Origin of the sequence: Paenibacillus sp. S-12 (assembly GCF_030363895.1) — a bacterium.
Taxonomy (GTDB): domain Bacteria; phylum Bacillota; class Bacilli; order Paenibacillales; family Paenibacillaceae; genus Paenibacillus_B; species Paenibacillus_B alvei.
This window is the reverse complement of record NZ_JASIUF010000003.1, coordinates 48,557-73,891: the sequence shown is the minus strand read 5'-3', so window position 1 is coordinate 73,891 and position 25,335 is coordinate 48,557. Positions and strand designations below refer to the sequence as shown.

Sequence of the window (25,335 nt, the reverse complement as noted above, 5' to 3'; positions counted from 1 at the left end):
TTCATCATAAGAGGGTATAGTTGCAAATGAGTTGCATCGGGTAACCATTCGCTGCACATTTGCTGTTCGCTTTATCTAGTCATGTAAAACAAGCAGTATTCAGCAGCAGTACCCTCTTATTCATAGGGAAGCCCGCCCGATATTTCCAGAATAAGCGCTTGGATATCCTTCATCGGCTCAATGCCAAGTTCTTCTTCCAGCGCCTTGCGGCACTTCTGATACCAGCGCAAAGCTTGATTGCGATTGTTCATCTGCAAATAGCAAGCTATCAAAATCCGATATGCCTCTTCCCAGCAGCGATCCTTACCTACCATCGACTCTGCCCATCGGATGGCCTTGTCGAACGTGTGCATGGCAGCATAATGGCAGGACAATCTTTCTGCCCCGCGCATGAACAGCACCTGAAGCCGTTCTCGCTCCTCGATGCACCAATCCTCATATCGCCGTTCAGGCATATAGTCTCCTTCATAGAGAAGGAGCCCTTCTTCGAGCAGTCCAATCGCCTGCTCTGCTTCATCCGCTTCAAGTCCTTGCTCGATTAATTGCTCGAAACGAGTCGCATCCATTATCCACCCTGCGTTCGGATTCAGTTGGTAGGTCGTTCCTCGCCTAATGATGTAATACGGGGTTGAACGAACGCGACGATGCGGCTCCAAGGCGGTATTCAATGCATTAAGCGCTACCTTGAAGTCCCGATTGGCCGCCTTCTCTTCCGCTTGGGGGAATAACGACTCCAATAATTCCTCCTTCGTCAGCGGGCGATTACGTCTAGTCACAAGAAGCTGGAACAACTCCTTTGCTTTCCCTCGCTGCCAGTCCTTGTCGGATAATTCAATATCGCCAAGCTGAACCGCGAAGTTGCCAAGCGTGTGGATATACAGTGTATATCCAGGATGGTACGTAAGCTGATCCAATCCCAGTTCTGTCAGCAGCATAGATGCATAGGAGCGGCCTATATCAAGCCGAACCGCCTCAATGAGCAGTGGTATAAGCTGCTGCGTGTCACTAGGCCCGAACAAAGTACGACGCGTAATAAGAAAAGCGTAGCCTTCTCGCTCCGTCCGTGCCAAAAAACGCTCCATTGCGACCGCAAACTTACTGTTCTGCCCTGTCCGATACGCACATAAGGCCAGCCACATCTCTACGGCGGCACTGCCGAATCCATCCCCGCAAGCAAGGAAGCGCTCGCTGCACTCACGGAATACATCCTCTGCCTCTGCATACCGATTCGCATTGAACAGTCCCATGCCCATGCTTAGCCGAATGAGCGAAGTAAGCCAGCCATCGTTGGCATATTGTGTCTTTTCCCACGCGTGATGTCCGTACCGCAGTGCCGTATCGGCGGAACGGGCCCGGCCGAACAACAGACACAGCCCCATGTACGGTTCTGCACTGCCGCGCTTTACATCAAGTCGTTCCATAATGGACAATGCCGCTTGGTAGCAGTCTGCAGCCACTTTTGCATCATACTTGCCGGTCAATTGTGCAGCATGCCCCATTCGCATCCACCCGCAGGCTTCAACGAAGGGCGCCTTGAGACGAATGCCCTGCATCATCCCCGCTTCCGCAGTCTGCTTCGCCGCAATCGGCTCGCCGCATATACTGCTAATCAGCGACAACAGCAGGTCGATCTCACGATGTGAGCGGGACAGCGTCTTCGAATGGTAGCTTAGACCACGGAACAGCGAGCCCTGCTCCTGCTCCATCGCCTGGGCCTGCATCAGCCTCGCCTTCGCCTTATGCAGCCTGCCTGTACGCAGGAACAGCCTTGCCTCCAGCAGCCAGTCCCTTCCCTCTGTGTGAATATGAATGGCACGGTCATACCAGAGCTGCGCCTCCGTACCTCTGCCCGCATTAAGCATATTTTCAGCCATCAGTGTATATAAACGACCTAAACGCTCACACTCCCCGGTTCGCACTTTCCTGCCTGCTTCATGGATAGAAGCTCGCAAGTGAACACTTTCAATTCCATTTATTTGCGCAGCACGCCCTCCATAAAGCGACTCTGCAAGTGCAATGGCTCGCTCCAGCAGCGGCTCTGCCTTGCCAGGCTGAATCGTATCCAAGAACAAGAGAGCCTGCCCTTCAAGCGCCATCATCTGAACGATACGATTCCCGGCACTATCCGCCTCATACTCCGCTATGCGATATTGGACAGAGGCCTCCTCATACTGGCAGCGGTAACGCAGGATGTCCCCATGGAGCACATGCAAATAAGGATGCCTGCGCATCGTACGCTCTGGAATCGTCAGCAGGGATGCATGGACAAATTCCAAATGACCTCCCTGAATCAGCTCTTCGCCCCCATCCTGCAGCAGAAGCGCCGTCTCCTCGGCATCCTGTAGCACCATTGCCTGCGCCATCGCCAAATCATAGCGGCTGTGCGACGCGAAAATGTGGATCGCCTGCTTCGCCAGTGATACGTATCGGTCTTGCTGTCTTCTGAGTTGATCCAGCAGGAATTCACGGAACAATGCATGGTAGCGAAATTGTTTGTCGTCGACTGCCGTCAGGAAGCCGCCTCCGCATAGATCGGACAGCAGCGCGTGCGACCCGCTTCTTCCGCATACAGCATCACACCACTCGCCTGTAAGCTCGTCAAAGATGCTCGTCTCCAGCATGAAGGCGCGCATCGATAAGGATTGCTTTTGGAACAGCTCCAAGGCAAGGAATTGGAACAACTCCTCCATCGTATCTCTTGGCGCCCGCAGAAGCTCTTCCAGCGAGCCATTGGAAGACAACTGCCGCTGCCATATGAGCTGCACTGCAATAATCCAACCCTCCGTCTGTCTATATATCCGCTCAAGCTGCCGCTTAGTAAGCGGGTATCCATAATAATCACTATAGAGTACATCAATTTCTTCTTCATTGAATGCAAGCTGTTCCTTGCCGATTTCCAGCACATGACCTCGGATGCGCAGTGCTGCAAGGCCATCCCACTGCGGTCTAGCGCGTGAAGAGATGACAATGCCCAGCTTGTCGCAATCCGGCAAATAGGACACGACATACTGCATCCACTCGTCAACGCTTGTATTCGGCTCGACAAGGTGGTAATCATCAATGATAAGCACCGTTTTCTTTGTAAGCGATACCAATTCATTCAAAAAAATATCCGCCAATGCAATGATGTCCTCACTGCTGTTCCGATTTCCGCCGCTATGCAGCTCAGCAAGCAGCGATTCCCCAAATTCAGAAACCGACTGCCGCAACGTATAAATGATATGGGAAACAAATGGGATGAAGTCGTTATCTTGAGGAGATGCTCCGTACCATGCATACGTCATGTCCGAGGAGCGCAGATAGGCAGAGAGCGCCGTCGTCTTGCCGAATCCCGGGCCAGAGGTCAATATTGTAAGCGGGAAGTCCATGATGCGGGATAATACCTTGGCAAGGCGAGGACGATGGAGCAGCTGCTTCTTCAGAGGGGGCGGCATTAATTTCATTTTCAGCACGCGGCCTTCTTTCATGCAGAACCTCCAATTCCTCCATTTTCCAATGTTGTCCTGACTATTGTATCATAGTTGCATTCGCTTCAAGCATTTTTACAAAAAAATGAGCGGCTGACCTCGGTCAACCGCCAAACCATACCTTCATTTCCTTTTTGTCAAGCTTGCCAACCACCGTCTTCGGGAGCTCTTCCGCGAGAACGAATCGCTTAGGCACCTTATATTTTCCAATTCTCGCTAGACAGAATTGCTTGAGCTCTTCCTCCGTCAATTGCGCAGCTTCTCCCGTACCGACCGCAGCCACGACAACCTCGCCCCATTTCGGATCTGCGATCCCAAGCACCGCAGCCTCCAGCACCTTCGGGTGACTTTCGAGAATCTGTTCTACTTCAAGCGGATACACATTCTCGCCTCCAGTAATAATCATGTCTTTCTTTCTGCCCACAATATAGTAATAGCCTTCCTCATCCCTTCGGGCCAGATCCCCAGTCAAGAACCAGCCATCCCGCATCGCTGCCTCTGTAGCTTGGGGATTGTTCCAGTAATGAGAGAACAAGTGACCACCCCGGAGTGCAAGCTCACCCACTTGCCCCTTTTCCAGCACATAGCCGCCATTGTCTATAATTCGGGCTTCTCCAAGCAGCATCGGCATTCCGACCGATCCCGGCTTTGCCCGCGCTGCTCCCGGTTCTATGACGAAATTGTTCGGGCCAGTTTCTGTCGCGCCATATCCTTCTTTGAAGGGCAACCCTCTGGCATGGAATGCTTCATACACCGGGAGCGGACATGGAGCTCCGCCAGAAAGGAAGGTGCGCATATTCGGGAACGTCTCATTTTGAAAAGAGTCGCATTGGACAAGTAGATGATACATCGTCGGTACCATCAACACGATCGTACAGCGCTCTTCTCGGAGGAGCCGAACCATATCATTCGCTTGAAAGCTTCGTACAAGCACAACCGTCCCCCCAGCCATAAGCATAGGGAGAGTCAGCGCATTAATCCCTCCTGTATGGAACATGGGCAGGATGGTTGCCGTGACGTCCAATTCGTTCAATTGCCAGCTGATCACGGTATTCGCCGCATTCCAAAATACAGAGCCATGTGAGAGGACAACCCCCTTTGGCTTCCCCGTTGTCCCTCCGGTATAGATCATGAGCCACGGATCGGCAAGGCGGATCGCGGCCTGCGCAATTGCCTCGCCAGGCTGTACATGCTCAACTGTTGAGACTCCGACGGCAATCTCTGCCGCAGCTTCATCCATAGTCTTGTCCCCTGCATTTACACGCTGCTCGTAACTAACGTCGGACTGTGCATACAACGGAATCGATACATCCAAACGTTCAATTGTATCCCCCTGAATAGCTTCAGAAATGACAGCAAGCGAAGGATCAGTTCCGTCATAGAGCAGCACCTTGGGAGAGCAATCGCGTACAATTTCATTAAGCTCTGATTCGGCAAGCCTCCAGTTCATCGGAACGGCAATCGATCCAAGCAGCCGGCAGGCAAGCAGTGCATCCACCATTTCCACTTGATTCAGCAGCAGCACAGCGACGCGATCTTCTGCACCGACACCATGATGCTGAAGGACAAGAGCCAGCCGCCTTGCGCGAAGGGCAAGCTCCCGATACGTGCACCGCTCCCCCGTATGAACATCTACAACTGCGATTTTATTCGGCGTCTTCTCACATCGATGCTCGAACCAGTATGCGGCGCTGTCTCCTTGTTCAAGGAATCGCCCGAGAACTTGACGTTCATGTTCAGCCCCGTTCGACGATGACTGCGACACCATGACCGCCTCCTACGCAGAGCGCAGCCGCGCCGTATTTCACATTTCTCCGTTCCATCTCATGAAGCAGGCTCACGAGCACTCTTGTTCCACTGGCGCCGATCGGATGGCCGAGAGCAATCGCCCCGCCGTTCACATTGAGGTTCTCTGTATCAATGCTCAGTTCCTCGGCAACAGCCAGCACCTGTGATGCAAAAGCCTCGTTAATCTCGAACAGTTCAATGTCCTGCATGCGAAGTCCCGCCTTCGCAACTGCCTTTTTCAGAGCCGAGACAGGCCCCAACCCCATCCATTCCGGCTCCACGCCAACTGCCGCGTAGCCGCGAACAATAGCAAGCGGGGACAGGTTCCGCTTCACACCTGCTTCTGAGCTGCACAATACAACTGCCGCGGCCCCATCATTGATACCTGATGAATTGCCTGCCGTAACTGTTCCATTCGCGATGAATGCGGGCTTCAGCTTACTTAACGCCTCAAGTGTCAGCCCATTGCGAGGGTGTTCATCTGTGTCCACTATCCGGTACGTTCCCTTGCGTTCAGGCACACGAACATGAACCAGTTCCGCCTCGAATTTCCCTGCACGCATTGCAGCTTCTGCACGCTGTTGGCTGCGCAGCGCATAGTCATCCTGCATGTCGCGCGTAATCTGATAGCGCTCAGCAAGCCGCTCCGCTGTAACGCCCATCGGCTGCTTTAAGAAAGCACAGGTCAGCCCATCATGCAGCACGGTATCCAATAGCTCGCCATGCCCATACTTATATCCCTGTCGCGCTTGCTTCAGAATGTAAGGGGACTGCGTCATATTTTCCATGCCGCCGGCTACAACGATGTCCGCATCTCCTGTCCGGATATTCTGCACGCCGAGCATGACTGTCTGTAAGCCGGAGCCGCAGACAAGGTTCACCCCTGCGGCAGGCGCATGAATCGGGATACCTGCCTGCAACGCAGCTTGACGTGCTCCATTCTGCCCAACGCCAGATTGCAGCACCTGTCCCATCCACACTTGATCCACCTGTTCCCCCGCTACGCCAGCGCGACTGCAAGCTTCTTGAATCGCAATGGTTCCCAATTCCACTGCGGTAACCTCTCGATAACTCCCTTGAAACGATCCAATCGGGGTGCGCGCTGCACCCGCTATCCACACCTCATTCATCTGTTCCACCCCACGTTCAGGACTTGGATTGACGCTTGCTAGAGCAGGTCAACAACATATTCACAACTCAGAATTACATGCCATTAGTCATTAGACCGTGCATGAAACCTGATTTTGGATCGTGCACCCGCAAGCCTGTATATCCACCATTTCCAGTAAACGCGATAGCAGTTACAAATCAGTTGCATGGAACAGATTTCCCATTCGAAATAACAAAAAGCACCTGACCCGCAAAAGCGAGTCAGGTGCCGTATCAATGCAGTATTTCATTCTCGTTCCAATTATCAGGGGATCCCCATATCAACAGTTATGCCTTGAATCTAGCAGCAAGCTGCTGCAAATCATCGGCAATCGTAGCAAGATGGTTGGCGTACGAAGCCATTTCCTGCATGGCTGCATTTTGCTGCTCGCCCGCCGTCGCTACATTTTCCATCTCAAGCAGCGTCGTATTTGTCATTTCACTTGCTTCATCGAACGAAGACACTATTGTGCCATTAGCTTGAGCAAGCTGTGTGCTCATTTGAGCAATATGAGTTAACTGAACGTTCATTTCATCGACTGCTGCGAACATATCGGCAAAGCTGCTCGTCACTGTCTTCGTGACCTGCTGACCTTCCTCTACGGAAGCTGAACCGTTCTGCATCGCAGACCATACTGCTTCAGAACGCTCATGCACATGCTGAATCATGCCTGTAATTTGTCCTGCAGCCTCATTGGTCTGCTCTGCCAGCTTGCGGACTTCGTCAGCTACTACCGCGAAGCCCCGTCCATGTTCGCCCGCATGCGCAGCCTCAATGGCTGCATTCAAGGCAAGCAGCTTTGTTTGCGCGGACAATTCTTGAATGAATACGACAATGCGGCGAATATGCTGCGATTGCTCCATTAGCTGTTCTGTCTCATTTTTAGCCAGCTCTGTATGCTCCGTGATGGCATTCATTTGCGAGCGTACATTGCTCAATGCCTGCTCGCCTCGCACTGCCCATTCACTCATATCATTAGCAGCCTCGGAGGACAGACTTACCAGCTCAACAACTTCCTTCAGTTGTCTTCCTGATTGGTGGGCATCGGATCGTACTACCTTCAGTCTATCATTCAATAGTGACGATTGGGCTGACACCTCTTGATAAGAAGCTGCAACCTGCTGCAGGGAAGCTACATTTTCCTCTGTATTAGCAGAAAGCTCCTCAGCAGAAGCGGCAACTGTCTCGGATACTTCGCGAATACGCAGCAAGACATCGGTCAAAGACTGCGCCATTCGATTGAAGTTTTTCTCCAAACTGCCAATCTCATCACTGCGATTCGATTCTTTAATCCGCTCTGTAAAGTCGCCTGCTGCAATTCGTTCCGTCAATTGCTGCACACGTACAACTGGACGAATTATGCTCGTTACAAATCGCCATAAAAATAATCCCATTAAAGCAATAAGCACCGCAAGGAAAATCGAAGCGATGAGAAAGATGTTATTCGCTTGACTGTTAATTTCCGACAATGCGACAACAGATACGATGTTTAATCCCATTTTGTTCCGTTTATCGTAGCTGACGAACTCATTGCGGCCGGCCGCATTCGACTTATAAGAACCGTGGTCGTTTGCCGTTACCAATTCACCATATGTTGCTTCATCTAGAACCGTTCCCTGCTTGTATACCGGATGCGTTACGACCTGATTATCCTTGTCAACAAGGCTGATATAACCGCTTTTTCCTACTTTGTATCTCTCTACGGCCTTGTTAATCCGATCGATTGCCACATCAATGGCAACAACCCCGTTCTTCTGTGGGAGCTCCTGAGCGAACGTAACGACCAAATCATTCGTTATCGCATCGCGATACGGCTTTGTTACAATGACTTTGCCGCCGTTATTCATTGCCTGCTGATACCAGCCCCGCTTCTTCGCATCAATCGTCTCATCACTGTCATTAGAACTGTGTATGTATTGATTATTTACGAAGACATATGCCGCATAGATATTGTCAATATCTTTGGCAGTATCCAGCATCCGCTCACGGATCCAGTCCTTCTGTTGCGACTTCTTGCTAATGCTTTCAGCCAGACTGTTCACCGTATAGGCATTCGAATCATACATGTCATCCAACATGCCGACAATAGATTCGGTAGCCTCATTCACTTGATTGTAGAACATGTCCTTCGTATTGCTAGCTGCCGTTCCTGTTAGGATAATAATAAGAATGATCGTCGGAACGACAATAAATAGTGCAAGCAAGCATATTATCTTTTTGTGCAAGGAACGTTGTATTCCTGCAGTCCATTGAAAAGTCCTCTTCATGCTGACTCTCCTTTACCGATTCTCGTTGGCAAAATACGTTTGGTATATCGGTATAAAACGGTAAAAGATTAATACATTGTTACAAAATCAGCGCATGGTAATTCACACCAAACTTCTTTTGGCTTAAAATAGCAGGGTTTGCAATCTCGTGAACAAAGCCAAATATAAAAAAGCCCATTGGGAGCGATGTACAAAATATGCACATTCCTCCCAATGGGCTTATCATGCTTTTATAAATGAATATGGACTATCCTCGTTCTCCCTGCAATCTCATTAATGGTCGCAGTACCTTTTGAACCGCACGCGGATACCCAGACAATTCATCATGTCGAATTACACGGAAGGCAACTAACCCAATTACAAATAAGGCCACGACCACGACAGCTACGATTCCAGCGGTAAACATAAAGGCCAGCTTAGCCGGCAATATGCTTACCAACTGCTCTCCCAGCCATTCGCAGGCATACCCGACTCCACCTGACAGCATAATTGTTAGCAGGAAGCCTATCCAGCTATTGCCCAGCACGGAAAACGGAACAACCTTCTTCATGACACGAAGATTGAGCCACGTAATGAGCAGGAAGCTTAATGCAGTTCCCCCAATAATTCCGTAAATGCCGAAGAAATGAACAAGCGAGAAGCTGGCAATAAGCTTGATAATAATACCTAATGTTACACTGATCATGGCGATATAAGGTTTGCCAAGACCAATTAGAATCGAGCTTGACGTCATCATCGTTATCTGGAAAATCGTGCCGAGCGTTAATGCCGCGATAATTCCTGCGCCGTCCAACGTACTGAACAGGAAGCCGTTCACGGAGTATGCCGCTACCGATAATGCCAATACGATCGGCATGCCGCTCAATACAGAAATTCGCATCGCCAGAGTTGTCTGCCGCTTCAAGTGAACCATATCCCGCTTTGCGAAAGCCGCGGAAATAACCGGGATGAGCGACGTGCTTAACGCTATCGCCAGTATTGGCGGAATGCCAGCGATCGACTGTGCGCGCTGACCCAGGATACCATACAGATGCTTCGCCTCATCTAATCCTACTTCTGGATTCAGCAATGGGATCGTTATGGAAGTATCAATAAAGTTAACAGCCGGCACGGCAAGCGATGATAATACAATCGGTACGGACATGGCAAAAATGGAACGGAAAATATCAGTAAGCGGTACTTTCTTCGCACCTCTGCGCCGCGCGCGCACGCCCGCTTCGCGATCTGCCTGCCGCAGCTTGCGCAAGTAATACAGCATAATGACGAAGGCACCAATGCTTCCCAATACTCCGCCGAAGGAAGCTCCAGCTGCGATCCAATCTTGGGTCTGCCCCGTACTCATCAATATATAAGCAAGGCCAATCGCCGTAAAGACACGCAAAATCTGTTCTACAATTTGCGATACACCGCTTGCCTGCATCATATTGCGTCCTTGTGTATAGCCGCGCATCATGGCAATGACCGGGAACAGCAGCAGCGCTGGGGCCAGTGCGCGAATAGCAAGTGCGGCTTCCGGCAATTGAATCATGTCCGCATACACGCCTGCAAACGCGATGAGCAGCAAGGTTGTGATCACACCAGATATGAGACCGAACAGCAGTGCAGCATAATAGACTCGCTCTGCTTCGCGCACCTTGTTCAGCGCATAGCGTTCGGATACCATCTTACTTAATGTGCTCGGGATACCCGCTGTCGCTATTGCAAGTATCATCAAATAGACTGTCTGTGAGGCAGCAAAAGAGGCGTTACCCACAGAACCGAGCATATGCTCAAGCGGAACGCGCTGGAATAGCCCTAAGACGCGAGCGACGAGGGTAGCCGCTGCAATAATGAGCGTTCCTTTAATAAATGATTCCTTTGCCAAACGTTTCCCTTCTTTCTGTATGCTAGCCCGCATCCTTATCAGTCCGAACATACTTCATTCATTTCTATTCATCGTGGCAGCTGCCACTATACCTTCACCATAAAGAAGGAAAAAGCTGCTCCATAAGACAAGCCCTGTCTCATTCAGACAGCAGCCGTCTTATGGAACATTTACTATTAGAACACAAACAACCAGAGGAAGAACAGGACAATCATCACGATTTGCAGCGCAAATTTGACGACAATACTTGTAAATAGACCGACAACCGCCCCGATGGCTGATTTTGTCGATCTTTCCATACTCGCTCCTGTTATGATCTCTCCGATGAACGCGCCTAAGAGAGGCCCGAGAATAAGACCGAACGCCGGAATGACGAATGGGCCAATGATGACCCCTATCGTACTTCCGATGATCGATGCTCTTGAGCCTCCGAACCGCTTGACGCCCCAAGCATTGACAACGTAGTCGGCAATAAACAGCACGGCTACAATCAGCGTCTGAATCGTCCAGAACCAGAATCCGAATGGTTCAAAGCTAATGCATAGTCCATACACAAAGAATGCTGCATAAATTGCCAGCGCACCAGGCAAAATCGGATAGATTGCCCCTGCCATCCCGACAAGGAACAACACAATCACACTAATCCAACCAAAAATAACCATCCGTTCCACCACCTTGCACGAGGATAACCGCTCGTGAACAACCTTTTACAGCAAATACTCTTTAATCACTTGAGCAACACCATGCTCGTTGTTCGTTCGTACGACGACATCCGCAGATTGCTTTACTTCGTCCTGCGCATTTCCCATTGCTACACCAAGCCCAGCGGCTTGAATTGCCGCCATATCATTCAAGCTATCCCCTACAGCAACCGCTTGGGATATGTCGCAGCCTATAAGCTCGCATACTGTCTGTATCCCTGTCGCCTTATTAACGCCGGCAGGGTTAATCTCAATATTATGCGGCGAGGAATTCGTCAATTCCAAGCCTCCCATGGCACGCAGCTCGCGCCAGAGTATTTCGCGCACATGATCGTCTTTTGTAAAGTAACCGAACTTGAGCCATTCCTCCGCTTCAATATCCGCTCCCCAATTCTCCTTGTTGTACAGCCGTTCCGTCGAATATGCCCAGAACCAGACATCATGCTCCTTAGACATCGCGTACATGCGCTTGATGGCCTCGCGATCCAAAAGATGGCGCAAGTGCAATTCACGAGGATTTTTCCACACTTCACTTCCATTCACTGTGATCATGGGAGAATCCAATCCCAGTTCTGTCGCATAAGGAAGTGCGTTAACGAACGCACGGCCAGTGGAGAACATAACCGTTATTCCCGCATCGCAAGCACTGCGAATTGCATCGGAATTTTCCTTCGAAATTCGCTGATCATCATCCAATACCGTTCCATCCATATCGAGAGCCAATAGTCTATATTTAGTCATCTCATCCGTCACTCCTGTCCCTGATGCGTTCTGCTTCAGACGAGTTGTGATTCGTTATTTGTCGAAGCTTGTAACACTAATGTCATTCATTGTCATGCACAAAATTTGCATAACGACATTGTATCATACGGAGGCATTTACAACAAAGAATTCCTTTCCTTCACCTGTGTCGATTCAGGCACTCTTTTTCTTGCGAATATAACAAAAACACCCCCATCTCCGAATTCAGGAGCAAGGGGGTGTCTACAGGCAGCTACATTGCCGTCATCTCAGCTATGCGGCGGCGCTTCAGCAGTCGAGCAAGCATGCCGTGAGACGGGGACAACACAAAGGCAAGCACGAACAATGCACCAGCCACCGTTACCATCATCCCTGCAATTGAGGCATCCAACAAGGAGGACAAATAGTATCCCGCAATTGCGCATGTAATCCCAATCGCCACACTGTACATAATCATGAGACTCAGGCGCTCTGTCAGCAAGTAGGCCGTAGAAGCCGGGACGATAAGCATGCCGACGACAAGGATAGCACCCACACTTTCAAATGAAGCCACCGTCGTCATGGACACGAGCCCCATCAGTAAATAGTGGAACAGCGCGACCGGAATGCCGCAGGCAATGGCCATCGCCGGATCGAAAGCACATATTTTGAATTGCTTATAGAACAGCCCGATAACGAGCAAAATCACAAGCAGTGTAAAGCCGAGTATCCACACTGCCTTTGGCACAATGTCAATGCCGAACAAAGTCATCGTATTCCAATGAACATACGCAATTTCACCAAAAAGGACACAATCCAAATCCAGATCCACATTGCGTGCATTCAAACTTACGAGCACCACTCCAACCGCGAACAATGCGGTAAACACCACACCGATCGATGCATCGGATTGGACACCGTTATGCTGGAACAGCTGAATAAGAAATACAGTTAGTAATCCTACTGCGGATGCGCCAAGCAGCATGATGAATGAGTCACGCGAGCCGCTCATTATGAATGCAATGACGATGCCCGGGAGAACCGAATGACTAATTGCATCCCCAATCATCGACATTTTGCGAAGTACAAGGAAGCAGCCCAATATGCCGCAAGTTGCAGCCACTAGCGCTCCGGTTAGTATAATCCATAGGTCTGTCACAGAGACGCCTCCTTTCGCAATCGAGGTTCCGTCTCCTCCAGACGGATTCGCTCCTCCATCCGAATCGTTTGATGATTGCGGATTCGACGAATCCATTTCGCAAGCACACCGCGGCGCGGTGCGATTATTACCGAGCAGCAGAAAACAAAGGTAGCAGCCAATACACTGAGCGGGCCAGTAGGCAAATTGCTCGTCGTCGTACTAACTAGCGTACCGATAATACCACTGACCGCTCCAAACAACCCGCTTAGCAGTACCATCAATCCGAGCCGATCTGTCCAATAGCGCGCAGATACCGCAGGCGTAATCAACAGTGCCGCAACAAGCACAACGCCAACCGCCTGAATGCCAACAACGACAGCAATTACGGTAAATAACATGAGCAGCTGCTCCAGTACGCCGACCGGAAACCCAAGCCCGCGCGCAAATCCTGGATCGAAGCTAAGCAGCTTGAACTCTTTAAACAACAGGCTGCATGCAACAATGATTAACACCGACACACCCGCCATTGTGTACACATCACTTTGTATCATAGAGGCCGCTTGTCCAAAAAGGAACTTGTCGAGTCCGCTTTGGTTCCCATAGCTGGAATGCTGAATTTGCGTCAGCAATACAATGCCTACACCGAAGAACACCGACAGCATGATGCCCATTGCCGCATCCGCTTTAATGCGCGTATAGCGCGTCACAACCGAAATCCCCGCTGTCGCCAGCATCCCGGACAAAAAAGCGCCGAAGAAGAATAATGGCAGTGACTTGACCCCTGTCAGCATAAAAGCAATACATATGCCCGGAAGGGCAGCATGGGCGAGTGTATCTCCAACCAAGCTCTGCTTCCGCAAGTAAGCGAAGCTGCCGACGATGCCACTCATCAGACCGAGCAGCAAACAGCCAACGAGTATCCATTGCGTATTCGGATCGCGCAGTATATCCCAAGATATTCCGAACATTGTACTCACCTCGATCCTACCATGACGGCGCCCGCATTTTGATCCAGCACGGTAAGTCTGCCGCCATAGGTTTGCTGCAGCATGCTTGTGTTAAATATTTTCGCTGTTTCTCCACATGCAACCAATTCCACATTCAGCAGCATCACCCAGTCGAAATATTCCTTCACCGTTGCCAAGTCGTGATGAACAACGAGAACGGTTTTTCCCTGACGCTTCAATTCATTTAATAACGTAATGATTGCCTTCTCCGTCATCGCATCCACACCGACAAACGGCTCATCCATAAAGTATAAATCCGCATTTTGGGCAAGCGCCCTTGCTAAAAATACACGCTGCTGTTGACCGCCGGACAGCTGGCTAATTTGCCGATCCGCAAAGTCCGCCATCCCTACCTTTGCTAAACAATCCAGCGCGATCGCCTTCTCCTTCGCCCCTGGACGCTTGAACCATCCTAAGTGACCGTAGCGGCCCATCATTACGACATCAAGTGCATTCGTCGGAAAGTCCCAATCCACAGATTCACGCTGTGGGACATAGCCTACCCGTTTGCGGCTTTCCGAATAAGGTTTGCCGAATATGCTCACCTCTCCGCTAACTCTAGGAATCAGACCGAGGACGGATTTGATAAGTGTCGATTTTCCTGCACCGTTCGGTCCAATAATACCGATCAAATTGCCCTCCGGTATCGTAAAGCTCACATTGCGTAAAACTGGCTTCTTCTGATAGGCCACAGTCAAGCCGCTCACGCGAAGCGGCGAGTTCCCCTTCTCTTTCATTCTTATTCGCTCCTCTCCTGCTGCGTTATCCAATTGAAGTTATGTACATTACTTCAGCGCATCCACAATCGTGTTGACGTTAAAGCGAACCATGCCAATATAAGTACCCTCTTCTGTTCCAGGCTCGCCCATTGCATCCGAGAACAATTCGCCGCCAATGGCGACATCATGTCCCTTTTTCTTCGCTCCTTCAATGACCGCTTCAATCGCCTTCTTCGGCACGCTGGATTCAATAAATACGGCCTTAATCTTATTGTCTATCAGATAATCGCGAAGATCGGATACATCCTTACTTCCATACTCAGATGCTGTACTAATTCCTTGAAGCCCCATAACCTTCATACCGTATGCCTTGCCAAAATATCCAAACGCGTCATGTGCAGTAACGAGCACACGGCTGCCTTCCGGAATTTCTGCTATCCGCTTGTGCACATACGCATCAAGCTCCTGCAGCTTGTTTACGTACGCCTCTGCCCGCTGCTTATATGCTTCAGCATGTGCTGCATCGTATTCAACTAGCGTGTCACGGATGACCTCGGTCGCCTTGATCCAATTTTGTACGTTGAACCAAATATGCGGGTCATGCGATTGAGCTAATGTCGGATCCGCCAGCAGCTCAGTTTCTGGAATCGTTTTGGAGACAGGAACCGTCGTCTTGCTGCCGCTCATTTTCTCCAAAATATCGACCATCTTGCCTTCCAAATGCAAGCCATTGTAGAATACGATATCCGCATCATCTAGCTTCTTAATGTCCCCTTGCGATGCCTTGTATAAATGAGGATCAACCCCTGGCCCCATCAGACCAATCACATCAACGCGCTCACCGCCCACTTCCTTCACTGCATCGGCGATCATTCCAATTGTAGTCGTTACCTGAATCGGCTGATTTGTATCCTGCTTATTTACATCTTCCTTCTTGCCTTCGCTTGTACTGCTGCACGCAGCCAGACCTAAAGCGACGCTCAAAAACAATATGGTCATCACCAATCGCTTTAACGCCGAGTTCATTTTGAATTTCCCATTCGGTCTTACCACTGTCTTCGCCATCTTTTGTCCCTCCCATATGATAACCTGCCACTTTTTGTAATGATTACGTTTATCAATGATCATGTTTAATATACACAAATATGTTTCCTCAATGCAACTATTTTTGTATAAAAAAAATTCTTTCCCCAAATAATCATTTTTGCAAAAAGAAAAGACTTTTCCTTATCGTATGCAGTGTATGCCTCCATCGGTGACACCATGTACGATATGAAAAAGTCTTAAAAAAAAGGTTCAATACGTTCGGACTTCTAGCTCTTGTCCAAACGCATGAACCCCATTTCGTTTATTGATTATTTCCGCTCTCATCCGTAGACTCATTAGCTGCATTATGATTCTTCGGCTTCGGCGTTCCAGTCAAACCGTATACTTCATCGTACGCATCGAACATAGCACGCGCGATCGGCGCTGCTCCGTAGGAGCCGTATCCACCTTCTGGCACGACAACAGCAACCGCAAGCTTCGGCTTATCTGCCGGCGCATACGCGATGAACACCGCATTTTCCAATGTTTTGCCCGCTATACTTTGCTGCGACGTACCTGTCTTTCTGTAAAACGGGTAAGGGAAACCATCGAAGCCATGAACGTTAACCTTGGACATCCCTTCTTCGACAACGCGCCAGTTCGTATCGTCGAACTTTGTTTCGTTCAACACTTCACGTCCGAAGGTTTTTACTACCTTGCCATCGCCATCCGTAATTTTGCTTACGAATTGCGGCTTAATGCGCTGGCCATGGTTCGCTAAGGTAGCAGCATATTGAGCAAGCTGCAAGGTTGTATACTTCCCTTGCTGTCCAAAGGAGGCATATACGAGTGCGGACTGTGCGTTATTGCGCTCCGCCTCCACCAGATAGTCCTTCAATCCGGCGGATTCACCAGGCATACCGCTTTCCGTCTTCACGCCGAGTCCGAAGGCATCCATATATTTATCCCATAACTCTAATCCATTCCGGTCAGAAAGGGAAAATAGCTTTTTACCGATCATATCGACCATAAAGGCGTTGGAGGATACCTTAAGGGCCTTAGCAGCATCCATATAACCGTAAGAAGTTCGACTCGAGTTCCATACCTTCGTCTCATAACCTCGGCGACCGAACTCCCCGTAGCCCTTATCATAGTATTCTGTCCATGGGCCAAACAGGTTTTCCTTCAGACCAATGAGAACGGACAATGGCTTCATTGTAGAACCCAGGTATACAAGTGACGTAGGATGGCGTCCGCGCTCCTTGTCATCATTGTATGGTCCATAAACCTCGCGAATAGCTCCGTTACCCATGAAATACTGAATCTTTTCATAGTCCTCACTGCTAATTTGACCGTTCCGCCATACGTTCGGATCATAATCCGGCATACTAGCGATCGATACAATATTACCTGTGTCCACTTCCATCGCCACCGCATAGCCAGTGCGTGCATTTGGTGCATACTCGGTACGGTTTGAGGAATTGCGAATCTTCTCCAGCGTTTTAACGATGGACTCTTCTGTTGCCTTTTGAATGTCGCGATGAACCGTTAGATGTATATTATTGCCACGTTCCGGCTTCGTCAGCTGCATCGGCCCGATAATACGGCCCGCCACGTTGACCGGGAACTTCTTCACCCCGTTTAAACCGCGCAGCTCGTTCTGATACATCAATTCGATGCCATCGACGCCAACATCCTCGTACTCCAGATATTCCTTTTCTGTAGGAAGTTTTTCCTGATTCTCGTACTGTTCCTTATAGAACGGCATCCGCTCGCGAACGCCCTTGAACTTCTTCAAGTAACCGACCGTCTGCACGGCTATTGTATCCTTATCATAGTTGCGGACACTATCCTCGACGATGTCGATTCCTTTGAATTGCGCCTTATGCTCTAAGAAGTAGGCGACTTCTTCCTTCGTCAAACCCGTCTTGATCAGTCGAGGAACGAAGACAAAGTTCATTCGTCCACCCAAGTCCATTCGTTTTAAGATTTCCTCTGCCGTTAATGGCTTATCCTGCGGACTGCCCAGCTTTTTGAAAATCTCCTCAAGATCCTTTGCAAGCTGTTCTACTTCAGTACGGTTCTTCTTCTGCTCATCCGTCATGTTCTTGCTCGGATCCCCATAATTCTTAACCACATTGAAGTAGAGCGATTGTGATGCAGTGGAATAGGCAAGTCGCGTATTCGAAGCATCATATATGGTTCCCCGAAGCGGCGGTATCGCGGTTTCCCGAAATCCCAACTGAGACTCCTTCTCCTTCAGGGCGGGGCCTTCAACGAACTGCAAAATAGCCAACCTTACAATAAGCACGGTAAATATTAAAAACGTAATAAAAAAGAATAAGTTCAACCGAAACGAAAAGGTACGTCGGTTCTGTACTTCCCGCTTCTGCGGATCATCCGCATGTGGATGACTCAATGCCAATCATCCTTTCTTGCTAACTTTTGCTGTACAATCTCATTTATTTTACCATACTAATTTGCCTATATTCAAAGGCTCTGCAGCTTCAATTTATATCGCAATGAATTATCTTATCGTCAAAGGCTTATCGGGAATGTGAGTGGCATCGAATTTAGGAGGATTGAACCAATCTCCTGATGATGCCCATGTCGCATCGAGCGGTATCCATTTTTTCTTTTCACTCAACCACACCTCATTCCAGGCATGTGGACCGTAGCCGCCATTTCCGTTATATCCGAGACCGGTAACTACCTTGACTTGGAGACCTGACGAGCGAGCCATAACCGCATATAGACGCGCATAATCGATGCATACGCCCTGCTTGGTTGCAAAGGTATCCTCTGGCGTCTGCTCCTTCCATATTCGCTTCGTCTCATACTGCTTGGCCTTGTCCCAGTCGTACTGAACCCGGGAACCAACCCAATCATACAAGCGCCGGGCCTTCTCTTCATCCGAGTCAGCTCCCGCTGTCACTTGACGCGCAGCCTGCTTCACATCAGAAGAAATCTGATTATCAATCACTTCATATCGGCGCTGCAGCAGTTCGCCCAGCTCCTGCCCCATTTGAGAAGTGAACACAGGCAGGCTCTCTGTAATCAACGAACCAGCAAGCGGCTCGATCACTTGGTTCGCCACTGTCCGATAAGCGGAAGAGGATTGAATGATGTCACTGGCCTTCGTAGCCGGCTGCAGCGCAACATAGACGAACAAAACCATAATGATAATAAAGGCACGTACGCCGCCAATTAAAGCGCCAATGGCACCTCCCGTTAACCAATTGGCCACGCGGCTTATTGCCAACATGACACCAGAGCGAGAAGATGAGCTGCCTTCCTCTTGCACAGAACCAGAAGTCCCATCCCATAACACTGCCATGAGCCAACCTATAAGTCCTCGGACAACCATGTAGACAATACCAAACAAGATCGCAAATCGCAGAAGTGCGAAGTCCCTTATCCCTGTTACTAACGTATAATAAATTCGCTCCCACCAAGCCAATGCATGGGAGGGGATTTCAATACTCCATTCTATGAATTGACGCTGTACAATAGGCGACAGCCACATTGCTGCTGCGAAAGATACCATGAGCGAAACAATTGTGCAGACCGACTGAGCAACAAATAGAAAGAGGTGACGCATGGACCCCGAAGCGCCTCTCGCCACCCCTTGAACTGCGGATAGAAGCACGACCGCAAGCAGCACCAGCGTTATCGCGTTCCATTCCCATTGCAATCCGGTACTCATTTGTTCTGCTTCGCTTCCTTCACGAACTGGCGAATCGTTTCGTTCATGCTCCACTCTCCTAGAGAGACTCCATTGAACGACAGCTTCACCTTATCACTATTGGGTGTTCCTGTAAGCTCCAAATTCGGCGACTTTACCGTATAAGTACCATCCTCATTGCTCTTGAACGTCGCCTTCTTCGCTTCTTCCATCATGGAGGTGAGCGCTTGATCCTTCAGCTTTTGCACCGTTTCATCCTTCACAGTTGTTACTGCGTTATTCACATCATCCCACGTAATTCCGCTGTATACAGCAACAGCAGCGACAATCACGACAACAAGCGCCCATTTGATCATCGTTTTCACGAAGCTAACAATTACGAGCAGTACGATGAGTGCAATAAGGAAAACAAGCCAATTTTGCTTAATAAATTCAAACCACATTTCGAGTTGACTCACTTCTTCGATCACCCTTTCCAAAGCGTATTATACATCATTCCCATATGATGTAACAGTCAGACCCGCCAGCATCATCAGCCAAATTCGGGTACTAAGTTCGTCCGATATGACGTACAAGTATACCATAGCGATCTGGAGGTGACTGGCTTGCGTTCTGTCTTTTGGCTCTACTTGTTTTTATTCGTTGCGTTTTTTGATTTGCATGCGCAATACCCGATTCTGACCCCATTTGCAATTTCGCTTGGTGCCGCTCCATCCTTCATCGGGTTAATGATGGGCATGTATTCATTCACCCATCTTCCTGGCAACGTCATGGCCGGTTATGGCGTCGACCGCTTTGGCAGCCGTATCTTCATCGTGTTCAGTCTCATTGGAGCCGGAATCATCCTCATGTTGCAGGCTCATGTCGTCAATCCGTGGCAACTGCTGATTCTGCGCTCGATTAGCGGATTTGTACTCGCGTTCCTCTCCCCTGCCTGCTTATCCTTGCTTGCACGCATGGCACGCGATCATGTTCATCAAAGCAAGCTAATGGCTGGCAACGGGCTTGTTCATACACTTGCCTCTGTGGTATCTCCTGCCGCTGGTGCTTATCTCGTGTCCAAGATTGGCTTCGTCATGGCATTCCAAGCACTGGGGATTGGCCTTATTCTTGTAGGAGCAATGGCATGGCTGTTTATTCGGGATGTACAGGAGAACTCCTTCTTTAAGACGACAACACCAAGCGTCCCTACGTCAACAATAGCCCCATCACCTGCTATTCCATGGCGCTTTTACTTTATGCCGCTTGCCATCGCCTGTTCGCAGGGCATTTTATTTTTCGAACTGCCATTTATGACTGACGCACTTACCTCCATTATGAAGACAGGCGTACTATTCTCGGCTGTCAGCCTCGGTGCGCTGCTTACGTTAAGCATGCTGTTCTTGAATCAATACTCGGCTTATATGCGCACATGGATCGGCTCCTTTTCATTAGCGCTTCTGTTCTTCGTCCTTGCGGTGCACTGGCCTGTTCCTCTTCTTGTCACCTTATTTCTGATCGGCATGACGAAAGGAATTATTTTACCCGCTTTGTCTGCACACCTCCTGCTGTTGAGTGGCGGTGCCAGATATGGAAGGATCTTTTCCATCTTATCGATTGCTTCTTCCATCGGATCCTTCATTGGACCTATGGTTGCCGGTCAGCTTCGCGGTCATGTATCCCCTTATTTCATAGCCTTTCTCGTGCTCATGCTGGCTGTAACGCTGCTACCTCCAGGCAAGCAAACAACTATTGGCAAGCCTATCCATAGCAGCCGACCGCCAACAACACGTCCAACTATATAACGAATCGAGTAAATGGAGCGCTTCACCCTGTTGCAGCTTGATTACTTCATACAGCATTCGCCCATATTCTCATATATGGGTGAATGCACAGAACAGGATTGTTCCGCTAACATACAATGATTATGAGAAATGACTACCGACGAAAGCGGGTGAATCAAGATGGGTAATTATGTTGAGCCTTACGGTGGCCCAGGGCTGAGATTCAGTTCATGCTTCTGGACAGCAACCACCGTAATTCTCGCCCTATTCATCCTGCTCGTCATCATTTTGCGTGCTCCTCTGCTGTAACCCCCCATCTCGCTCTCTCCTTATACGGCTTGCCTACGGGCAAGCCAATTTTGTTATGCGGCATTCCTCATGGCACTGCAACGGATTTCATCTTTCGTGGTACACTACTGTTAGCCCGAAATCATCCGGCTGATCTTTTCCTTTATCAGACTCGGATATTTTCCGTACCGCTTTATGGAAAGAAGGTGAACACGATGGAAATCGCCCTCATCGTTGAAGGCAAAAACGACCGCAGCCGCCTACGCAGGCTGTTGGCTAACGAGGTGGACATCATGTGTACATTTGGAACACTGAATACCGAACGAACGGAGAAGCTGCGAATGCAGGTTGGGGATAAGCCCGTATACTTATTTATGGATAATGACTCCTCCGGGAAACGCATTCGTGCTGTGCTTCGAGAAACATTTCCTGATGCAGAGCATCTATATACGCGCCGAGGTTATGCAGGGGTAGAAGGAACACCTGATGATTATTTGATTCAGCAATTAGAAAAAGCGGGATTAGACGAATACATCGTGTATCCGGATCTCCCCCCGCTTAGCTAACCAATTATTTAATTAAATTCATAACATCTTCTGCAATCACTTCAGGCGTTGTTCGCTCACGATCATTTGCATTGTACGCTTTGCGAATGTTGCCCTTCTGATCGACAAGTGTGATGACATTCAAATGCGTGAAATTACCGTCCTGATCCTTCATAACCGCAGAGTCCAACGCTGGCATCATGTTCGCTACGTCCGCTTCTTGACCACGAAGGAAGTACCAGCCTGAGTAGTCAGCGTTGAATTTCTGCGACCATTTCTTAATTGCATCCATCGTATCTCGCTCCGGATCAAATGAAATGGATACAATGCTTGCGTCTTTACCAAACACGCCTTTGTCCTTCAGCAAAGTCTGGACTTCGGACAGCATGAACGTTGTCGGTGGACAGACGTCCGGACAATTCGTGAAATAGAAATAGAAGAGCCTAACCTTTCCGTTCGTACTATCAAGACTTACTGTGCTTCCATCCACATTTTGCATTGAAAAATCCGGTGCCTTTTTGAAATCTTCACGCGGCCAATATAACCATGCGGCAATGACCGCAAATACCACAACCAATGACATTAAGAAGATTTGCAAAGAATATTTCTTCGCCCATTGAGACATCGTCTGTTCCTCCCGGTATGCTCCCATATTGGTCAGGCTGAATTCAAATTTATGAAGTTCGTGATCAAGCTTTCCCCATTGTATCCAAGACAAGAATGAACAAGTGCAGCAACAGCCAATTAATGGAGAATAAGAAATTTCGTTTCGCCCAAGCTTCATCGTCCTTCGCCTTGAAGCCTGAGATGCAGATGTACAACCAAACTAGATTGAGAATTGTTCCTAACGCACTGTAAATCCAGCTAACATATCCATACGCATAGAACAACCAAGTAACGGGTAGCAGAAGTGCCACATATGGGATCATCTGCTTCTTTGTCCGCTCAATTCCTTTGACTACCGGCAGCAAAGGATAGCCTGCAGCTCGATACTCTTCTACCCGGCGTATACCAAGCGCCCAGAAGTGAGGCGGCTGCCACAAAAATAGGATGAGGAACAGCAGTATTGCCCCGATATCCACTTGACCGGTCACTGACGTGTAGCCCATAACAGGAGGCATTGCTCCTGAAATCGCACCCACGGACGTGCTCCACGTAGATGTCCGCTTCAGCCACAATGTATAAATAACTACATACACAAACATGCCGAGAACGCCAAACCAGCCTGTCAACGGATTCGTCAGCAGGAACAAGACGGATAGACCCGCAATGCCGAGAATAATGGCATACCAGAGTACAACATTTGGCTTCAAGCGTCCTGTCGGAAGCGAGCGGTTGCGCGTTCGCTCCATTTTCATATCGAAGTCTCGATCAAAATAGTTGTTGAACACGCATGAGGATGACATGGTGAGTGCCGTACCAACCATCATCCACAGCAAGGTCACCCATGGAATATCCCACTTGGCGGCCACCCAAAAACCTGCAAACGCAGCCATAAGATTAGAGCGAATAATGCCCGGCTTTGTTAACTGAACAAACTCTTTCCATAAATCCACCCGCATCGGTTCTGGCGACATCGGAACGGAATCGGAAGAAGCCTGATAAGTATATTGTTTATCCAAAATGACCTTATCCTCCTTGTGTAGTACAAACCAAAGCAGAAACGAAGTGTTTCCGCTGTAATTTTCATCATATCAAAAACGTCCAATTGCTGACAATGTATTGCAGCATCGTTCATCATTTTGACAATCTATTGGATCTTCCTCACATTCGAGTAATTATCCTTGCGACGAAATAGATGCAAACTCCCATATATGCAGCTTAGACTTGCCGCCAGGAATACATGCTGTAATCGCATCCCATTCGCTGGAATCCTCCAGTCGAATCCGTTTCAGACGCTTATAATCTTCGGGCGTTGTATTCATCCACTGCTCCACAAAAACGTTCGGTTGATCAGTCCCTTCATATAATACAACTTGTGGAAACTGTTTCAGACGCTCCGTAATTTGCTCTAGATATTGTGCTCGTTGATCCGGATCAACTCGATACTCGACGAATATAATGTTCATTGTTGAATTCCCCCTTGTTTATTAGGTTGCCCCCACTGCATTTACTTGTAAATTGAATTCATGAGTCATATTCTGGTACATAATTGCTCACAATACAAGAGGGTGATTACGAATATGGATACAAGCACACACGCTGTCATTGGATTAGGGCTTGCCGGACTTTCTCATATTGATCCAGCCGTCATGACCCATCCGGCTACGGCTACAGCCGTTTTTTTCGGCGTTCTCCTTGGGTCGCAGGCTCCAGATGCAGATGTAGCGCTCAAGTTAAAGAACAATACTGCCTATATCCGTCAGCATCGAGGCATTTCGCATTCAATTCCAATGATGCCGATATGGGCGCTGCTAATCTCAGGACTTACTACTTGGTTGAGCAAAGGTGCCCTGTTCTGGCATGTGCTGCTGTGGACAGCGCTGGCCGTAGTCATACACGTCGCTACTGACCTGTGCAATGCTTATGGCACTCAGGCTGCTTGGCCCATTACAGACAAGTGGCTGTCCTTTGACTTCATCTCCCTGTTTGATCCAATCATTTTTTCCTCCCACCTCGTTGCTGTTGCCTTGTGGGGGCTAGGTATCGCATCGCCAAGAATTGTGTTTCCCGTTCTGTATGCGCTGCTCGTTGTATATTTCATATGGAGGGCCTCAGTGCACAAGAAGTTGAAGGATCAGATGCTTCTCTTCGATGAAGAATACGTCCCTTCTCAAACGTACACACTCATTCCAACTGTATCCCTTTCCAGATGGAATGTGGTCAAGCCGCTGCCAGAGGGCACATTTCGAATCGGGAATTGGAATCACAACCGACTCCATTGGACGGAGACAGCCTACTGTGATCAGCACCCTGCGGTAGAGGCATCAAAAGAGCATTCTGCTGTCCAGGCACTGCTCTATATTTCGAAATATGCTTGTGCGACAGTAGAGCCAACGGGCTATGGGTATGCCGTCCGCTGGGCTGACGTCAGGTATAGGCATCGCAAGCAGTTTCCTCTTGTAGCAGTTGTCATGATGAACGCCAAGTATGAGACGCTTGATTATTTTGTCGGGTGGTTGAACAAATCCCATACCGGCAAGCGGTTTGGATTGGAGTACGAGTAAAATAAAGTTTTTGGTAAATCAATGTGAGGTGCAGAGT

General features: G+C 49.1%; 20 protein-coding genes. 3 read left to right on the top strand and 17 right to left on the bottom strand.

Annotation, left to right across the window (positions count from 1 at the left end; all coding sequences use genetic code 11):
• Positions 1-116: 116 nt before the first annotated feature.
• The 14 genes from NO352_RS01705 to NO352_RS01640 form a co-directional block, all read right to left on the bottom strand.
• Positions 117-3,467, bottom strand: coding sequence for an AfsR/SARP family transcriptional regulator (locus NO352_RS01705; protein WP_262866868.1), 3,351 nt, complete (start codon positions 3,465-3,467; stop codon positions 117-119).
• A gap of 103 nt (positions 3,468-3,570) precedes the next feature.
• The gene (locus tag NO352_RS01700) at positions 3,571-5,235 is read right to left on the bottom strand and encodes a class I adenylate-forming enzyme family protein (protein WP_289354793.1); all 1,665 of its coding nucleotides are present in this window, start codon (positions 5,233-5,235) and stop codon (positions 3,571-3,573) included.
• A complete protein-coding gene (locus tag NO352_RS01695) occupies positions 5,204-6,385 on the bottom strand; it encodes an acetyl-CoA C-acetyltransferase (protein WP_268619997.1) in 1,182 nt (393 codons plus the stop codon). The genes NO352_RS01700 and NO352_RS01695 overlap by 32 nt, the downstream gene beginning before the upstream one ends.
• Before the next feature lie 307 nt (positions 6,386-6,692).
• Positions 6,693-8,672, bottom strand: coding sequence for a methyl-accepting chemotaxis protein (locus NO352_RS01690; protein WP_005551119.1), 1,980 nt, complete (start codon positions 8,670-8,672; stop codon positions 6,693-6,695).
• Positions 8,673-8,919: 247 nt separating this feature from the next.
• Entirely contained in the window at positions 8,920-10,569 is a 1,650-nt protein-coding gene (locus tag NO352_RS01685; protein WP_268619996.1) for a putative polysaccharide biosynthesis protein, read from the bottom strand.
• A 143-nt stretch (positions 10,570-10,712) separates the two neighbouring features.
• The gene (locus tag NO352_RS01680; protein ID WP_005551121.1) at positions 10,713-11,198 is read right to left on the bottom strand and encodes a DUF456 domain-containing protein; all 486 of its coding nucleotides are present in this window, start codon (positions 11,196-11,198) and stop codon (positions 10,713-10,715) included.
• 45 nt (positions 11,199-11,243) lie between these two features.
• Positions 11,244-11,978: a Cof-type HAD-IIB family hydrolase gene (locus NO352_RS01675; protein ID WP_268619995.1), complete on the bottom strand. Its 735-nt coding sequence runs from the start codon at positions 11,976-11,978 to the stop codon at positions 11,244-11,246.
• Between the two features lie 253 nt (positions 11,979-12,231).
• Positions 12,232-13,116 (bottom strand): metal ABC transporter permease, encoded by an 885-nt coding sequence (locus NO352_RS01670; protein WP_289354792.1) that lies wholly within the window; start codon positions 13,114-13,116, stop codon positions 12,232-12,234.
• Positions 13,113-14,066, bottom strand: coding sequence for a metal ABC transporter permease (locus NO352_RS01665; RefSeq protein WP_289354791.1), 954 nt, complete (start codon positions 14,064-14,066; stop codon positions 13,113-13,115). Before NO352_RS01665 ends, NO352_RS01670 begins: the two co-directional genes overlap by 4 nt.
• 5 nt (positions 14,067-14,071) lie before the next feature.
• Positions 14,072-14,842 carry a metal ABC transporter ATP-binding protein gene (locus tag NO352_RS01660; protein ID WP_005551128.1) on the bottom strand — a complete coding sequence of 257 codons (771 nt, stop codon included), beginning with the start codon at positions 14,840-14,842 and terminating at the stop codon, positions 14,072-14,074.
• A 48-nt stretch (positions 14,843-14,890) separates the two neighbouring features.
• Positions 14,891-15,889 carry a metal ABC transporter solute-binding protein, Zn/Mn family gene (locus NO352_RS01655; protein WP_289354790.1) on the bottom strand — a complete coding sequence of 333 codons (999 nt, stop codon included), beginning with the start codon at positions 15,887-15,889 and terminating at the stop codon, positions 14,891-14,893.
• Between the two features lie 283 nt (positions 15,890-16,172).
• Complete coding sequence (locus NO352_RS01650) at positions 16,173-18,269, bottom strand: peptidoglycan D,D-transpeptidase FtsI family protein (protein ID WP_163979446.1); 2,097 nt, start codon at positions 18,267-18,269, stop codon at positions 16,173-16,175.
• Positions 18,270-18,377: 108 nt separating this feature from the next.
• Positions 18,378-19,556 (bottom strand): transglutaminase domain-containing protein, encoded by a 1,179-nt coding sequence (locus NO352_RS01645; protein WP_005551133.1) that lies wholly within the window; start codon positions 19,554-19,556, stop codon positions 18,378-18,380.
• Positions 19,553-19,993, bottom strand: a complete 441-nt coding sequence (locus NO352_RS01640) for a hypothetical protein (protein WP_040736937.1) — start codon at positions 19,991-19,993, stop codon at positions 19,553-19,555. Before NO352_RS01640 ends, NO352_RS01645 begins: the two co-directional genes overlap by 4 nt.
• A gap of 147 nt (positions 19,994-20,140) precedes the next feature.
• On the opposite strand from NO352_RS01640, the gene NO352_RS01635 reads away from it, so the two are divergent.
• Both NO352_RS01635 and NO352_RS01630 read left to right on the top strand, forming a co-directional pair.
• A complete protein-coding gene (locus tag NO352_RS01635) occupies positions 20,141-21,319 on the top strand; it encodes an MFS transporter (protein WP_268619992.1) in 1,179 nt (392 codons plus the stop codon).
• Between the two features lie 482 nt (positions 21,320-21,801).
• A complete protein-coding gene (locus tag NO352_RS01630) occupies positions 21,802-22,152 on the top strand; it encodes a toprim domain-containing protein (RefSeq protein WP_040736939.1) in 351 nt (116 codons plus the stop codon).
• Positions 22,153-22,156: 4 nt separating this feature from the next.
• Here the strand turns inward: NO352_RS01630 and NO352_RS01625 are convergent, their stop codons facing one another.
• From NO352_RS01625 to NO352_RS01615, 3 genes are all read right to left on the bottom strand, one after another.
• Positions 22,157-22,756 carry an SCO family protein gene (locus NO352_RS01625; protein WP_005551138.1) on the bottom strand — a complete coding sequence of 200 codons (600 nt, stop codon included), beginning with the start codon at positions 22,754-22,756 and terminating at the stop codon, positions 22,157-22,159.
• Between the two features lie 64 nt (positions 22,757-22,820).
• The gene (cyoE, locus tag NO352_RS01620; RefSeq protein WP_289354789.1) at positions 22,821-23,753 is read right to left on the bottom strand and encodes a heme o synthase; all 933 of its coding nucleotides are present in this window, start codon (positions 23,751-23,753) and stop codon (positions 22,821-22,823) included.
• Between the two features lie 156 nt (positions 23,754-23,909).
• Complete coding sequence (locus NO352_RS01615) at positions 23,910-24,200, bottom strand: hypothetical protein (protein WP_005551141.1); 291 nt, start codon at positions 24,198-24,200, stop codon at positions 23,910-23,912.
• 114 nt (positions 24,201-24,314) lie between these two features.
• Here NO352_RS01615 and NO352_RS01610 point away from each other — a divergent pair, with 114 nt between their 5' ends.
• Entirely contained in the window at positions 24,315-25,298 is a 984-nt protein-coding gene (locus tag NO352_RS01610) for a metal-dependent hydrolase (RefSeq protein WP_289354788.1), read from the top strand.
• Positions 25,299-25,335: the final 37 nt, after the last annotated feature.

Coding starts and splice junctions, on each gene's coding strand:
- NO352_RS01705 (WP_262866868.1), bottom strand. CDS start 3,467: ATGAAAGAAGGCCGCGTGCTGAAAATGAAATTAATGCCGCCCCCTCTG.
- NO352_RS01700 (WP_289354793.1), bottom strand. CDS start 5,235: ATGGTGTCGCAGTCATCGTCGAACGGGGCTGAACATGAACGTCAAGTT.
- NO352_RS01695 (WP_268619997.1), bottom strand. CDS start 6,385: ATGAATGAGGTGTGGATAGCGGGTGCAGCGCGCACCCCGATTGGATCG.
- NO352_RS01690 (WP_005551119.1), bottom strand. CDS start 8,672: ATGAAGAGGACTTTTCAATGGACTGCAGGAATACAACGTTCCTTGCAC.
- NO352_RS01685 (WP_268619996.1), bottom strand. CDS start 10,569: ATGCGGGCTAGCATACAGAAAGAAGGGAAACGTTTGGCAAAGGAATCA.
- NO352_RS01680 (WP_005551121.1), bottom strand. CDS start 11,198: ATGGTTATTTTTGGTTGGATTAGTGTGATTGTGTTGTTCCTTGTCGGG.
- NO352_RS01675 (WP_268619995.1), bottom strand. CDS start 11,978: ATGACTAAATATAGACTATTGGCTCTCGATATGGATGGAACGGTATTG.
- NO352_RS01665 (WP_289354791.1), bottom strand. CDS start 14,066: ATGTTCGGAATATCTTGGGATATACTGCGCGATCCGAATACGCAATGG.
- NO352_RS01660 (WP_005551128.1), bottom strand. CDS start 14,842: ATGAAAGAGAAGGGGAACTCGCCGCTTCGCGTGAGCGGCTTGACTGTG.
- NO352_RS01655 (WP_289354790.1), bottom strand. CDS start 15,889: ATGGCGAAGACAGTGGTAAGACCGAATGGGAAATTCAAAATGAACTCG.
- NO352_RS01645 (WP_005551133.1), bottom strand. CDS start 19,556: ATGAGTACCGGATTGCAATGGGAATGGAACGCGATAACGCTGGTGCTG.
- NO352_RS01630 (WP_040736939.1), top strand. CDS start 21,802: ATGGAAATCGCCCTCATCGTTGAAGGCAAAAACGACCGCAGCCGCCTA.
- NO352_RS01625 (WP_005551138.1), bottom strand. CDS start 22,756: ATGTCTCAATGGGCGAAGAAATATTCTTTGCAAATCTTCTTAATGTCA.
- NO352_RS01615 (WP_005551141.1), bottom strand. CDS start 24,200: ATGAACATTATATTCGTCGAGTATCGAGTTGATCCGGATCAACGAGCA.
- NO352_RS01610 (WP_289354788.1), top strand. CDS start 24,315: ATGGATACAAGCACACACGCTGTCATTGGATTAGGGCTTGCCGGACTT.